At 68.2% G+C, this 13,146-nt stretch carries 11 protein-coding genes and 1 pseudogene; 8 read left to right on the plus strand and 4 right to left on the minus strand.

Features of this window, described 5'->3' with window-relative positions:
- Positions 1-21 precede the first annotated feature (21 nt).
- The gene (locus AB0B64_RS33885; RefSeq protein WP_357957146.1) at positions 22-702 is read right to left on the minus strand and encodes an HAD family hydrolase; all 681 of its coding nucleotides are present in this window, start codon (positions 700-702) and stop codon (positions 22-24) included.
- On the minus strand, positions 699-1,547 hold the full coding sequence (locus AB0B64_RS33890) for a MurR/RpiR family transcriptional regulator (protein ID WP_357957144.1): 849 nt from the start codon (positions 1,545-1,547) through the stop codon (positions 699-701). Before AB0B64_RS33890 ends, AB0B64_RS33885 begins: the two co-directional genes overlap by 4 nt.
- A 169-nt stretch (positions 1,548-1,716) precedes the next feature.
- Here AB0B64_RS33890 and AB0B64_RS33895 point away from each other — a divergent pair, with 169 nt between their 5' ends.
- From AB0B64_RS33895 to AB0B64_RS33930, 8 genes and pseudogenes are all read left to right on the plus strand, one after another.
- The gene (locus tag AB0B64_RS33895; RefSeq protein ID WP_357957142.1) at positions 1,717-3,045 is read left to right on the plus strand and encodes an alkaline phosphatase family protein; all 1,329 of its coding nucleotides are present in this window, start codon (positions 1,717-1,719) and stop codon (positions 3,043-3,045) included.
- Positions 3,046-3,125: 80 nt separating this feature from the next.
- Positions 3,126-4,187, plus strand: coding sequence for an aminotransferase class I/II-fold pyridoxal phosphate-dependent enzyme (locus AB0B64_RS33900; RefSeq protein ID WP_358182346.1), 1,062 nt, complete (start codon positions 3,126-3,128; stop codon positions 4,185-4,187).
- On the plus strand, positions 4,184-5,146 hold the full coding sequence (locus AB0B64_RS33905; protein ID WP_358182349.1) for a sugar ABC transporter permease: 963 nt from the start codon (positions 4,184-4,186) through the stop codon (positions 5,144-5,146). The genes AB0B64_RS33900 and AB0B64_RS33905 overlap by 4 nt, the downstream gene beginning before the upstream one ends.
- Positions 5,143-5,958 carry a carbohydrate ABC transporter permease gene (locus AB0B64_RS33910; RefSeq protein WP_357957136.1) on the plus strand — a complete coding sequence of 272 codons (816 nt, stop codon included), beginning with the start codon at positions 5,143-5,145 and terminating at the stop codon, positions 5,956-5,958. Before AB0B64_RS33905 ends, AB0B64_RS33910 begins: the two co-directional genes overlap by 4 nt.
- Positions 5,959-5,984: 26 nt before the next feature.
- A complete protein-coding gene (locus AB0B64_RS33915; protein WP_357957135.1) occupies positions 5,985-7,274 on the plus strand; it encodes an ABC transporter substrate-binding protein in 1,290 nt (429 codons plus the stop codon).
- Positions 7,271-8,404: an ABC transporter ATP-binding protein gene (locus AB0B64_RS33920; protein ID WP_358182352.1), complete on the plus strand. Its 1,134-nt coding sequence runs from the start codon at positions 7,271-7,273 to the stop codon at positions 8,402-8,404. Before AB0B64_RS33915 ends, AB0B64_RS33920 begins: the two co-directional genes overlap by 4 nt.
- Entirely contained in the window at positions 8,401-9,516 is a 1,116-nt protein-coding gene (locus AB0B64_RS33925; RefSeq protein WP_358182355.1) for an FAD-dependent oxidoreductase, read from the plus strand. The genes AB0B64_RS33920 and AB0B64_RS33925 overlap by 4 nt, the downstream gene beginning before the upstream one ends.
- Positions 9,517-9,960: 444 nt before the next feature.
- A pseudogene (locus tag AB0B64_RS33930) lies at positions 9,961-10,790 on the plus strand (Tn3 family transposase).
- 309 nt (positions 10,791-11,099) lie between these two features.
- Here AB0B64_RS33930 and AB0B64_RS33935 read toward each other — a convergent pair.
- Both AB0B64_RS33935 and AB0B64_RS33940 read right to left on the minus strand, forming a co-directional pair.
- Positions 11,100-11,819: a helix-turn-helix domain-containing protein gene (locus tag AB0B64_RS33935; RefSeq protein ID WP_357957129.1), complete on the minus strand. Its 720-nt coding sequence runs from the start codon at positions 11,817-11,819 to the stop codon at positions 11,100-11,102.
- Positions 11,820-11,875: 56 nt separating this feature from the next.
- Positions 11,876-13,096, minus strand: a complete 1,221-nt coding sequence (locus tag AB0B64_RS33940; RefSeq protein ID WP_357957127.1) for an FAD-dependent monooxygenase — start codon at positions 13,094-13,096, stop codon at positions 11,876-11,878.
- Positions 13,097-13,146 lie beyond the last annotated feature (50 nt).

The following is a 13,146-nucleotide window of genomic DNA, read 5'->3' on the forward strand; positions in this document are numbered from 1 at the left end:
CGGTCCGGGCGCCGCGATCGGCTACTCGCCGCGGGCGCCGTCGATGAGGGGGAGCAGGCCGTTGACGGTGTCGAGGATGTGGGTGTGAGGGGCGAGTTCGAGCCGTTCGCGCCCGTGCGCGCCGGTGAGGACGCCTGCGACGATTCCAGCGCCGGCTCGTGTTCCCGCGTGGAGGTCGTTGCTGGTGTCGCCGGCCACGGCGATGCTCGTACAACTGCCGGCGTGGAGCCGGAGCGCCGCGGTCCAGATCAGGTCGGGGTGCGGGCGGCCGCGTCCGGCGTCCCGCGGCGAGAGCGCGAGGTCGATCAGGGGTCGCCACCCGAGGACGTCGAGCAGCTCGTCGCGCACTGCCGGGGAGAAGCCGGTGGTCAGCGCGGTACGGATGCCGCGGTCGCGGAGGTGCGCGAGCGTGTCGGCGGCGCCGGGGATGGGCCGCACCTGCCCGGCGCGGATGCGTTCGAGGAGGTCTTGTTCGAAGAGGTCGTGTGCTCGGTCGGCGAGGTGCGCGTCGCCGTCAAGGATGTGCCGGAACATGTCGATCTTGGAGCCGCCGCGCATGGCGTGGAAGCGTTCGGCGAGGTGGGGCGGGGTGTTTCCGTCGGTAATGGTGTGTACGGCGGTGCGCACGGCCTTTTCGACGATGCCGTTGTCCTGGGCTGTCGTGCCTGCCAGGTCGAGGACGGCGAGGGTGATGGGGGTCATTTGGTGACCTCTCGCTCGGCGATGATGGCGTCGTCTCTCAGAAGTGCTTCGTCCGCGCGTTCCGGGTCTTTCATGGCGAGCGCGACGCTGATGGCGTCGACGACGGCGAGGTGCGCCAGCCGGCTGGAGACGGCGTCCGGGCGGAGGGTGGGTTCGGGGGAGGCGACGACGATTTCGATGTCGGCGAGCTCCCCGATCGGTGTGCCGCGGTAGCTGGTGATGAGGATCCGCTTGGCGCCGGCGGCTTTCGCGTATCGGAAGGTCGCGTGCGTCTCGAACGAGCGCCCGGTATGCGAGATCCCGAGCGCGACGGCCGTGTCCGTCAGATGGGCGGCGGAGGTGGCTTGCATGTGCGGGTCGGTCGCGACGCTGGTCGGCACGCCGAGTCGCAGCAGCCGGTAGTAGAGGTCGAGAGCGATCGGGACGGAGCTGCCGACAGCGAAGCATTCCACGCGCGAGGCTTCGGCGATCGCGTCGACGGCGGCGGACACGGCGCTCTTGTCGATGGTGGCGAGGGTGTCGGTGAGCACGTCGATGCCGGAGCGCAGGACCTTGTCGGTGATGGTCGCGACGTCGTCGCTCGGGGATACCGGGGACAGGGGGTCGCTGGTCGTGACGAGCGCGCGGGTGGCCAATTCGATCCGCAGTCCGCGGAAACCGTCGTAGCCGATGGACTGGCAGAAGCGGACGACGGTCGCCTCGCCGACGCCGACCCGTTCCGCGAACGCCTTGAGCGGGAGCCGGAGCAGCTCCTGGGGTGCTGCTTCGAGCGCGTCGGCGACGCGGCGCTCGGCGCTGGACAGTGACGGGTAGCTGCTCCTGCTGCGAGCGAGGACCTCTCTCATCGGATCTTGTGCGGGGCGTGGCTCGGGGGAGTGTGACGGCATCGCTGCGCTGTGTCCTTTCCAGAACTACCTGACCGCTTGCTTGGAGTTTACTTTCCGTTCAGAGCCCTACGTTAGAAAGTCTACTCGCAAGGGTTCGGTGCCATACGGATGGGAGGGGCTGCGGACGATGAACGTTGAAGGCCAGGCGCGTGAACGTTCCGCGAAGCGACCCAGGGTCGTGCTGTTCGTCGTTGACGGGCTGCGTGCGGATGACATCACCGGGCGGGTGATGCCCGCGCTGTCGGGTCTCGCCCAAGACGGTGTGCGGTGCACGGCCGCGCGTACCGTGCTGCCGTCCGTGACCCGTGCCGCGGCGGCTTCGCTGGTGACGGGCTGTCTACCGCGTCGAACCGGGGTGATCGGGAACCGGATCTGGACCCCTGAGGGTGTCCTGAACACCGGTGCGGTCCGAGAGGTCCTCACGATGCGGTCCGTGCGCGGGCGGGCGGTGGAGGTGCCCACGCTCGGGGAGATTCTCGCCGCGGTGGGCCTGCGGGTGATGGTCGTCGGCACCGGCAGTGCCGGGTGCGCGTATCTGCTCCACCCCGAAGTGGACTCGGCCGGGGGAGCGGTGGTGATGGCCTCCGCCGATCCGGTCGTCGGGCCTGTGTTGCCGGCGTCGCTCCGTCCCCTTCTCGAGCGCGATCATGGCGCTCCGCCGTCGGATGCGGATGTGATGCTCTCCTGGGCGGTGGACGCCGCGTCCGGGCCGTTGCTCGACCGGATCGATCCGGACGTGCTGGTGTTCTGGTGCGGCGAACCGGACGAGACCCGGCACGCCGCGGGACTGGGCGCGGCCGCCACGATGCTTGGTCATATCGACGCGGAGCTGGACCGGCTGCTCGCCTCTGTGCGCCTCAGGAACCGATCGGTCGACGCCATCGTGACCGCTGACCACGGCATGGTCGCTCTTCCACCAGGTGCGCTGCTCGGGCAGGAGCTGTTCGACCACCTGCCCGCGGCGCTGGCCGAACTGGTGACGATCTGTGTCAGCGGTGCGGCCTTCGCTCTCCACCTCGCAGCGGACGCGCGTCCATCGCTGCGTCGTGATCTCGTGCGGTGGTGTCGTGAGCAGGCGTGGGCCGATTGCGTGTACGCCGACGCGGAGTACGGGGTTCCCGGAGTGCGGCCGATGGCCGAGGCCGGGTGCGATCATCCGCTTCTCGGCCCCGCGGTCCTGGTCACCGTGGACCCGTACGCGCTACCGGTCGATCCGCACGGCACGGTCGCAGCCACCCACGGAACCCTCCTGCCTGACGATGTCGGCATCCCGCTCATCCTCCACGGCCCTCATATCGCGCGGGCGCTCACTGTCAGCCGGCCCGTCGGCTTGCCCGACGTTCTCCCGACCGTGCTGGAGATCCTCGGCGTCCCGCTCATGCATGAGGTGGACGGCACCCCCATCCTTGAGGCCCTCGCCGGCCTTCCGACTCTCGCTGAAAGGCCCTATCGATGACTGCTCACCAGGTGAGCGTTTCCCCTACAGGATCGTTGCGCGAGCTCGCCCGCACGTTGCAAGCGCAGGGACGCGACGTCGTGAACCTCACTGCGGGAGAGCTGTCCATGCCCACGCCGCGGCACATCGTCGACGCGGCGATCGCCGCAGCTCAGGACCCTTCTCGCCACGGGTACGGCAACACGGCGGGCGACCCCGAGCTCCGCGACGCGATCAGCGGGTGGGCGGCGCGGAGCCTCGGCATCCGCGCTGATCGTGCCCAGGTCGCCGTGACCAACGGGGCGAAGCAGGCTCTCCACAACGCGCTTCGCAGCCTGGCGGGCCCTGGTGACGAGGTGATCGTTCCGGCGCCGTACTGGGTCACCTTCCCCGAGGCGATCCGTCTCGCCGGCGCCACGCCGGTGTTCGCGTACCCGCGCGAGGGGCATGTCCTTCCCGGTGCGGCGGACCTGGACGCCGTGCGCACTCCGGCGACGCGTGCGGTGATCATATGCTCGCCCCACAACCCCACTGGGGCCGTCCACGACGACACCGAACTCGAACAGATCGTGCGGTGGGCGGCCGGCCACCGCATCTGGGTGATCTCCGACGACACCTATCGCGACCTGCGCTTCGCCGATATCCGCCCCACCCCACGGGCCGCTCTGGACGCCGGGTGCGACGTGGTGTCGATCGGCAGCACCAGTAAGAGCCACGCGATGACCGGTTGGCGGACCGGTTGGCTCATCGCCCCGCCGGAGATCACCGCGACGGCGATCGCGATCCAGTCACACACCAGCTCGAACGTCAGCCGGGTCGCACAAGCCGCCGCTCTGGCCGCGCTCACCGGGCCCGATGTCGCGACCGAGACCCGCCGCGAACTGCGTTGCCTGCGCGACGAGCTGATGGGCGTCTTCTCTGCCGCGGGAATCTCCTTTCCGGCCCCCGAGGGAGCGTTCTACCTGTTCCCGCCCACATCCGCGCACGGGGGGCTCGATGACACGGAGCTGGCCGGCCGGCTACTCGAGGACTCGGGCGTCGCGGTCGTCCCCGGCGCCGCGTTCGGGGCGCCGGGACACGTACGCGTGAGCTATGCGGGGGCACCCGAGACCGTCACGGACGGGGTGCGACGGCTTGCCGCCGCCCTCGGAGCCGGCCGATGACCATGACCCTTCCCGCCAGAACCGCCGACATCGAACAGGCACGTGCGCGGCTGCGACCCGTCGATTTCCCGGCTCCCCGGGTACGGCTGCCGAACCGGCTCGAACCGGCCGCGCTGCTGAGCCCGGCTACCGGCCTGCTGCTGCTGTTCGTCGCCCTGCCGGCTGTTCTGGCCTTCGCGATCGCGTTGTTCGACTGGAGCCCGCTCAGCGGGCAGATCACCTTCGTCGGCATCGACAACTACGCCCGCGTCCTCACCAGCCCAGCACTGCTCAACGCGCTCGGCAACACGCTGCTGTACACGCTGATGACCGTGCCGACCTCGGTGGCGGGGGGCCTGCTCGTCGCCGTCGGGATCAACGCGCTCACCCGTGGTCAGGCGATCTGGCGGGCCATCTATTTCCTCCCGACCGCGGCGGTGCTGGTGGCGATGGCCGCGGCGTGGCGGTGGATCTTCTACCCCGAGTCGGGCCTGTTCGACCACGTCTTCGGTGGGCTCATCGGACGCACCGGTTGGCTCAGTTCCAGCGACCTCGCCCTCGCCGGTCTGGCCATCGTCGGCAACTGGCAGAACATCGGCTACAATGCCGTCATCTTCCTCGCCGGCCTCACCGGCGTCCGCAAAGACCTCCAGGAAGCCGCCCTGCTCGACGGTGCTGGAGCTTGGCACCGGTTCTGGCACGTCTCCTGGCCGGCGATCGCCCCCGCGACGGTGTTCACCATCGTCATCTCCACAACGTCGGCCTTGCGGATGTTCGAGACAGCCCAGGTGATGACCCGCGGCGGCCCAGGCGAGAACACCACCACACTCGCGCACCTGCTCTGGCAACAGGGCATCCGCAACGTCGACTTCGGCTCGGCCGCCGTCACCACTGTCGTCCTGTTCCTGCTGTGCCTGCTGGTCACGGCCTGGCAGATGCGCGGATTCGGCACCCGCCTGGAGAAAGCGGGATCGCGATGAAAGCGCGCCCCCTAGCGCAGGCGGGCATCCATCTGGCCCTCGCGGTCGGCGCGGTCGCGATCCTCGCCCCGTTCGTGTGGATGGTGCTGACCGCCTTCACCCCACAGAATCAAGTCTTCCGCGACGGGTTTCTGCCGACCGAACTCACCCTCGCGAACTTCGCGGAGGTGTTCCGCGAAGTCCCGATGCTCCGCTACTACATCAACAGCTTCATCACCGCCACGATGATCTTCGGCCTCCAGGTGACGGTGTGCCTGCCGGCGGCGTACGCGCTGGCTCGGCTGCGGTTCCGGGGCCGGAGTCTGAGCTTGTGGATCGTGCTGACCTGCCTGATGATCCCCACACAGATCGTCGCCGTCCCGATCTACCTGCTGTTCAGCAGGCTAGGGATCCTTGACACGATGCCGAGTCTGGTGCTGCCGTTCGTCAGCTCCGCGTTCGGGATCTTCCTGCTCCGCCAGTTCATCCTCACCATCCCGCAGTCGGTGTTCGACGCCGCCCGCCTCGACGGGGCACGAGGCTGGGCGACCCTCACCCGAGTGGTGTTCCCTCTCGTCAAACCCGCACTGGTGTCCTTCGGTGTCTTCAGCTTCGTCTCGCACTGGAATGACTACTTCTGGCCCTCCGTGGTCCTGCGAAGCACCGACAACGCGACCGTTCCCTTCGGGATCGTGCGGTTCGTCAGCTTCGAATCCGGAACCAGTTACGGCGCGCAGATGGCTGTCTCGCTCCTGGCGATCGTGCCCCTGCTGATCGGCTTCCTCATCGCCCAGCGACAGTTCATCGCCGGCTTCAGCCTCACCTCCGACTGACTCCAACCAGCACAGAAAGAAGACCCATGAGAACCTCCCTCCGCCGGATCGGCGCGACCGTGGCCGCCGCGGCGGCTTCCATCTCCCTCCTTGCCTCCTGCTCCGCGGACACCACCGCTTCGGCTCCCGACGCGGCAGGGGACAAGGTCACGCTCGTCTACGCCTTCGACGGCCTGTTCACCAAGCCGTTCGGCGAGATCGCCGGCAGCGTGAAAGAACGCACCGGCCTCACCGTCGATCTTCAACTGGCTGGAAACTCCTACGAAGACAGCCTCGCCCGCTTGCAGAACGACCGGACGGCGGGAACCCCGCCGGACATCACCATGATCGGGCTCAATCAGGTCCGCATGCTCGTCGAAGCCGGTGCCGCCGTCCCTCTCGGTCAGTTCACCAGCGGTGACAGGGAGTTCGACCTGCGGCAGTACAGCGACGAGATGCTCGACCTCACCACCGTCGGCGGCAAGCTCTACGGCATGCCGAACGCGGTCTCGATGCTGGTGATGTACTACAACGCCGATCTGTTCACCGCGGCCGGCCTCGACCCCGGCAAGCCGCCGCGGACATGGGACGAGGTCAAGACCGCCGCTCGCGCGATCGTCGACTCCCATACCGCCAAATACGGTCACTGGTCGGACTTCGAGAGCGTGTGGTCGTTCGAGAACTTCCTCCGCTCCAACGGCGGCTCCATGATGAACGACGCCGAGACGGCCGTCACCTTCAACAAGGACCCGGGCGTCAAGGTGCTCGAGTTCTGGCGGGGGATGGTCGAAGCGGGCCTCATGCCCGCGTACGGCACCGACGACGGGCGGGAGGCGTTCTTCCGGGGTGACGTCGCGATGGCGATCGATTCGAGCGCGCAGGTCGCGAACTACGAACGCACCTCCGGGTTCGACCTGCGCACCGCCGAACTGCCCATTCCGACCAGCGGGGACCGGCAGGCGCCCGGCGGCGGGAACGCTCTAGTGATCACCGCGACCGCCCCCGAACGTCAGAAGCTGGCGTGGAAGGCGCTCAAGGCCTTCGTCGGCCCGGCGGGATCCACGACCACCACGAAAGCGACCGGTTACCTGCCCGTCAACCACTACGCCGCCGAAAGCGACGAGTACCTCGCGAAATTCTTGAAGAGCAGCCCCACCCGCACCGCGGCGCTCAAGCAGAGCACGGACCTGGTCCGCTGGTTCAGCTGGCCCGGGAAGCGCGGTCCGGAGATCGCCAAGGAGCTCCAGAACGGCATCTACCGGGCGGTCACCGGTGAAAAGTCTCCCCAGGACGCGCTGAACGAGGCCGCCGACGCCGCGAAGGGACTCCTGTCATGACCACCCTCGGCGATTACCCGCCCGCGGCCGACGCCATGCGGGAGGAGCCGGCTGTGGCCGAGCCGGCCGGTGTCACCATCCGCCAGGTCAGCAAACGCTACGGATCCGGTACGCTCGCGCTCCACCGGATCGACCTCGACTGCCTGCCCGGGGAGATCACCGTCCTCGTCGGCCCCTCCGGTTGCGGAAAGACCACCCTGCTGCGTGGCATCGCCGGGCTCGAACAACCCACAGGCGGTTCCATCCACGTCGCCGGACGAGACGTCACCACGATGGAACCGCAACGTCGGGGCGTGGCGATGGTCTTTCAGAACTACGCGCTCTACCCGGACAAGACCGCCCATGACAACATCGCCTTCCCGCTGAAGATGGCACGCGTGCCGAAACAAGAACGCCGCGGCCGGGTCGAGGCGGTCGCGCGGCTGCTGCGCCTCGAGGCGCTCCTCGAGCGGAAACCGGCCGAGCTCTCCGGGGGACAGCGCCAACGAGTCGGCATCGGCCGGGCCCTGGTGCGCGGCCCGCGGGTCCTCCTCATGGACGAACCGCTGAGCAACCTGGACGCGCAACTACGCGTCGACATGCGAGCGGAGCTCCTCGCCCTGCAGCGGGATCTGGGCACCACCATGGTCTATGTCACCCACGATCAAGTCGAAGCACTCACCCTCGGCTGCAGAGTCGTCGTCATGAACGGCGGAAGGATCGCCCAGAACGGAACCCCCGACCAGGTCTACAACCGGCCCGAGAACGCGTTCGTCGCATCATTCCTCGGCGGAATGAACCTCATCGACGGACACGTCGAGGAAGGCCGGTTCCGCTCCGGTGACAACACCGTGGCCTTGCCACAGCGGCTGCGATCGTTCGAAGGGCAGCGCATCACGCTCGGCATCCGCCCCGAGTCGCTCACGCGTGGCGACGGAGGACCGGACGCCCTCACCGTGACAGGCCGCGTGGCGCTCAGCGAGATGCTCGGCCACGATCACATGGTCCACATCGGCGGGCTCTCCGCACCGCTGCGCGTACGAGAGCGATATGGCCCCCGCGCGGGTGAGAGCGCCACCGTCCACGCGCGACCAGACGACATCCACATCTTCCTGCCCGACGACGAAGGCAAGCGAGCAGACCTCTCATGACCGCACCCGCCCGTGTCACCGTCCTCGGCGCCGGCATCCTCGGAGCCGCCACCGCACACCATCTGGCTCGCCAGGGCGCGCACGTCACCCTCATCGACGCGGACACGCGCGATGCTCGGTCGACGACGGCGTCTTTCGCGTGTGTGAACGGCAGCGCGAAGAGCGACCCTGACCTCTGCGCCCTCAACGACCGCGCCGTCGAAGAGTACCGCCGCATCGCCCACACCCTCGGAGCAGCCGCCGTCCGATTCACCGGCCAGCACTTCGTCGCCACCGGCCCAGACTCCCTGCGCATCGCCGAGCGGCGAGTCAACGCCGCCTGCTCCCGCGGATACGGCGGAGAGATCCTCCCCGTCGGCGCGTTCCGCGAACGCGAACCCCACCTGCGCCTGGACACGCCACCACTCGCGGTCGCGTGGTTCCCCGCCGACGGATGGGCTGACCCGGAAGCCCTCCGCGCGCACTTCCTCACCGGCCTCACCATGCAGCACCGCAAAGCCATCGCGATCAGCCCAAGCGGATCAGGCCGCCTTCAGATCACCTTCGCTGACGGAGACCGAACCGACACCGACCGCGTCGTCGACGCCACGGGCGCCGGAGCCGCCGACATCGAACTCCCCGTATCGCGTCCGCCCCTTCACGTCACGTCCGGGTTCGTCGTGGCAACGGACACCGACAGAGATCTTGTGACCACCGTCGTCCGCACCCCGCAGCTCGGCATCCGCCCTGATGGGCCCCGTCGTGCCCTTCTGCACAGCCACGAGATTGATCGCCTCTTCGACCACGACCGGACCACGGCCGAACTCGCCGCCGAAACCCTCCTCGACCGAGCCCGACGCATGTTCCCGGACGCCGGTCACATCACACCACGACGAATCACCCGAGGCCCACGACCGACACCAGCCGACGGCAAGCCCGCCGTAGGCGAAAGCGCGATTCTCCCCGGCTACTACGAACTCTCCGCGCACAGCGGGATCACCCTCGCCCCGCTCCTGGGCCGACTGCTCGCCACGGAGATCCTCACCGAGTTCCGTGACCCCATCCTCTCCCCATTCCGGCCAGACTGGGGCCTGTCCGGAAATGTCACCCGAAGCGTGGATGGAGCAAGGTAGATCATCCCATGTTGGAGACCCGCGCCAGCCGATCTACCCGGCCTGGACCTCCTATGGCTTCGGTGAGCCGCCACCCTGACCAGTCCTGCAAACCAATCGGGCGATATGCGAAGAGTTAGCTATCAGTTTCAGTATGTAGCCCTGGGCAAGCTGAACACCGGCCTGACCCAGGGCAGCGCCGGCGGAGTGCGGATCATCACCCGGGGCGGTAAACCGTGGGTCCAAGCTCGACAAGCTGCCCGAGCCGAAGAACCTCGGCAAACTGAAGGCCGAAGTCCAGCGCCGGTGGGGCACCATCGACCTGCTCGACGTCCTCAAGGACACCGCCTTCCTCATCGACGCCTTCACATCGGTGGCAACCCGGGAGGTGCTGGACAAGCAGACGCTGAACCGCCGACTGCTGCTCGTACGCTTCGCGCTCGCACGAACATGGGAATCCGGCAGATGGCCGCGACCGGCGACCACGGCCAGGACGAGGCCGCGCTGCGGCACGTGCGCGCGACCTACCTCACCCGTCAGAACCTGCGGGCGGCGATCGTCGCGGTGGTCAACGCCACCCTGGAGGCCCGCGAGCCGAGCTGGTGGGGCGAGGCGACCAGCACCGCCTCGGACTCCAAGCGGTTCGCCTCCTGGGACTCCAATCTGATGACCGAGTTCCACGCCCGGTACGGCGGTCACGGCGTCATGATCTACTGGCACGTCGACAAGGGCCGGTTGTGCAGCTACTCGCAACTGAAGTCGTGTTCCTCCTCCGAGGTCGCGGCGATGATCGAGGGCCTGCTGCGCACCGCACCAACGCCGAGATCGAGGCGAACCACACCGACACCCACGGCGCCACCACCGTCGGGTTCGCCTTCACCGAACTGCTGGGCTGCAAGCTGCTGCCCCGGATGAAGAACATCGGCGCGATCGAGTTGTACAGGCCCGAAGCCGCTCCGGCCGCGTGGCCAAAGATGGACAAGATCCTCAAGAAACGGCCGATCGACTGGGACCTCATCGCCCGCGATGATGACCAGATGATCAAGTACGGGACGGCGCTGCAACTGCGCACGGCGGAAACCGAGCAGGTGCTGCGCTGTTTCACGAAGGGCAACGGTCCCAAGCATCCGGTCTGCCTGGCGCTGGAAGAGCTCGGCCGGGTCGTGCGCACGATCTTCGCCTGCGACTATCTCGCCGATGAGCAGCTGCGCCGGAGATCAACAGCGGGTTGCCGGTCGTGGAGAATTGGAACAGCGCCAACGACAAGATCTTCTACGGCCGCGAGGGCGTTCTGACCGGGGCCCGACCGTGAGCACGCCGAGGTGTCCATGCCCACCTTGCACCTGCTGCAGTCCTCGCTGGTGTTCATTAACACCCAGCTCCTACAGGCCGTTCTGCGAGATCCGCAGTGGGACTCACCGCGGCGTGCGCGGGACCTGCGGCGGGACTGTGCAGTGTCGGTCAGCAGCAGATCTTCAGGTAGTCCTGCAGGTCGACGAGGATGCGGGCGACGCTGTCGCGGTCGCCCCCGATACAGCGCCTCGTTGCCGCCGCGGCTGATGACGTCGTGGTTTCCCTAATGTGGTCGGCCTTGCCTGCCGGGTTTATCGCTGGAGGGTCTGGCTGCGGCCGATGATGTCCAGGACGGCGTTCCTGATCTGGCGGAAGGCGGCGGTGGTGTCGTCGGCAGCAGCGGTGACGGCTTGGTCGGCGGGTGCGACCGCGGGTTCGAGGAGCAGGGCCACGGTGTCGGCGAGGACTTCGCCGGGGTCGCCGGCGCTGGGCGGGGCGGACCCGGAGTCGGACATGGTGGTGTTGAAGCCGATGAGCACGGCGTGCATGGCGTAGGACTGGTCGGCCAGTGGGCGGTCCTGGCGGAGCAGTCCATGCCGGCGCAGGATCGGCATGACCGCCTGGCACATCGCGCTGGGCTGAGTGCGCTCGAACAGATCGCGGTCGCCGGCCTGCTCGATGAGCAGCCGCAGCAGGTCGGCGTCCTTGGTGGTGAGGCGGCGTGCCAGTGGGGAGCGAAGCCCGGTGCGGATCAGTAGCGGGGCCAGGTGGCGCGGTTGTACGGCGGTGGGGTCGGCGGTGATGCGGGCGATGATCGCCTCCAGGAAGGCCAGCAGTTCGCGGGCGAACAGGCCAAGGATGAGGTCTTCTTTGGTGGGCCAGTACAGGTAGACGGTGCCCTTGCCGACCCCTGCCGCCGCGGCGATCTCGCTGACGGTGACCTTGCGCACGCCGTGATCGGTCACCAGCTCGCGGGCGCTGTCCAGAATGCGGGCGGCTTTGTGCGAGTGGTGTTCGATCAGCTGGCTCACCGTGCTGTCCTCCGTTTCGTGCTGTCGAGTTTCCGCTGCAGTATGTGCGGGACCGATCAGAGGGCGGCGACGTCGAGGTTCTTGGCCCGCATGTCCTTGTTGTTGAACATTCTCCTGCCCATGGCCTTGCCGACGCCCGGCATCCGCATCAGGCGCATCATCCCAGCTCTCAGGAGCTGCTCCTTACGATCATGCGGGGTGAAGATACGCCGTCCGGGCAAGGCGCTTTCCTGCTGCAGGTGGATGAACGGCCTCATCCGTTCCTCCCAGGCTCGCAACGCCGCGGGCAGGTCTCCGGGGTGGCGTTGGAGCATGGTGCCCAGCAGTTCGCCGCCGGCCATGCCGCTGGAGGCGCCCATGCCCGCGTACAGAGTGACGCACCAGGCGGAGTCGCCGATCAGGACGACACGGCCACGGTGCCAGAGGGGCATCTTGACCTGCTGTACCGAGTCGAATAGCGCGTCGGCTGCCTGCTCGTAACGCGTCAGCAGCCCTTCCAGCAGGGGGCCGGTGGGTTCGGGGCCATAGGCGGCGCGGATGGACTCGATCGGCGGGCGGCGGAATTCGGCGTCGATGTCGCCGGTACGGTAGGAGAACAGCAGGCTTGGGGCGTGATCGGCGAACGGGAAGGCCCACACCGAGCGGCCCGGCTCGGCCAGGACCAGGCCCTCGTGCAGGCCGAAGCCGTCGACCGGGCCGTCCAGCACGGTGGCGCCGACCATGTAGTTCAGCGGGTGCAGGTACTCCTCCTCGGGGCCGAAGACGAGCCTGCGCACCGTCGAGCGCATGCCATCGGTGCCGATCACCAGGTCGAAGCGCTCGGTCACGGTGGTGTCGGAGGCGATGTCGTGCAGCGTCACCTCGGCTGCGGCGTCGTCCTGGGTGATGCGGGTGGGTACGGTGGAGTAGCGGATCTCCACATCGTCCGGCAGCGCTGTGAACAAACCTCGCTCCACATCGCCGCGCAGCAGCGGCCGGGGGCCAGCGGCCATGGCGAAGGGGTTCATGCCGGGACGGCGGTGCCCCGCGCGGTCCACCTCGTAGCTGGTGACATGGGGACCGCTGCGGTCGCCGATGGCCTCCAGCACGCCCAGCCGCCGGGCCGAGGCGATGCCGGACCCGAACAGCGCGATGAAGTATCCGCCGGCGCGGCGGGCGGGCGCCCGTTCCACTACTACCGGCTCCCAGCCGATCTGGTGCAGCCGCAATGCGGTCGCGATGCCGGCGATCCCCAGCCCGACCACCAGCGCCCGGCCGGCTTTGCCGTGGTTGGTCATGACGACTCCCTTTGTAGGCTTCCAGATCATGTTAGCCGACGTACTGACCA

The sequence above is a fragment of the Nonomuraea sp. NPDC049129 genome, from assembly GCF_040648495.1.
Classification (GTDB): domain Bacteria; phylum Actinomycetota; class Actinomycetes; order Streptosporangiales; family Streptosporangiaceae; genus Nonomuraea.

Bases quoted from the DNA above. Each gene is read 5' to 3' on its own strand.
- AB0B64_RS33885 (WP_357957146.1), bottom strand. From the start codon at position 702: ATGACCCCCATCACCCTCGCCGTCCTCGACCTGGCAGGCACGACAGCC.
- AB0B64_RS33890 (WP_357957144.1), bottom strand. From the start codon at position 1,547: ATGAGAGAGGTCCTCGCTCGCAGCAGGAGCAGCTACCCGTCACTGTCC.
- AB0B64_RS33895 (WP_357957142.1), top strand. From the start codon at position 1,717: ATGAACGTTGAAGGCCAGGCGCGTGAACGTTCCGCGAAGCGACCCAGG.
- AB0B64_RS33905 (WP_358182349.1), top strand. From the start codon at position 4,184: ATGACCATGACCCTTCCCGCCAGAACCGCCGACATCGAACAGGCACGT.
- AB0B64_RS33910 (WP_357957136.1), top strand. From the start codon at position 5,143: ATGAAAGCGCGCCCCCTAGCGCAGGCGGGCATCCATCTGGCCCTCGCG.
- AB0B64_RS33915 (WP_357957135.1), top strand. From the start codon at position 5,985: ATGAGAACCTCCCTCCGCCGGATCGGCGCGACCGTGGCCGCCGCGGCG.
- AB0B64_RS33920 (WP_358182352.1), top strand. From the start codon at position 7,271: ATGACCACCCTCGGCGATTACCCGCCCGCGGCCGACGCCATGCGGGAG.
- AB0B64_RS33925 (WP_358182355.1), top strand. From the start codon at position 8,401: ATGACCGCACCCGCCCGTGTCACCGTCCTCGGCGCCGGCATCCTCGGA.
- AB0B64_RS33940 (WP_357957127.1), bottom strand. From the start codon at position 13,096: ATGACCAACCACGGCAAAGCCGGCCGGGCGCTGGTGGTCGGGCTGGGG.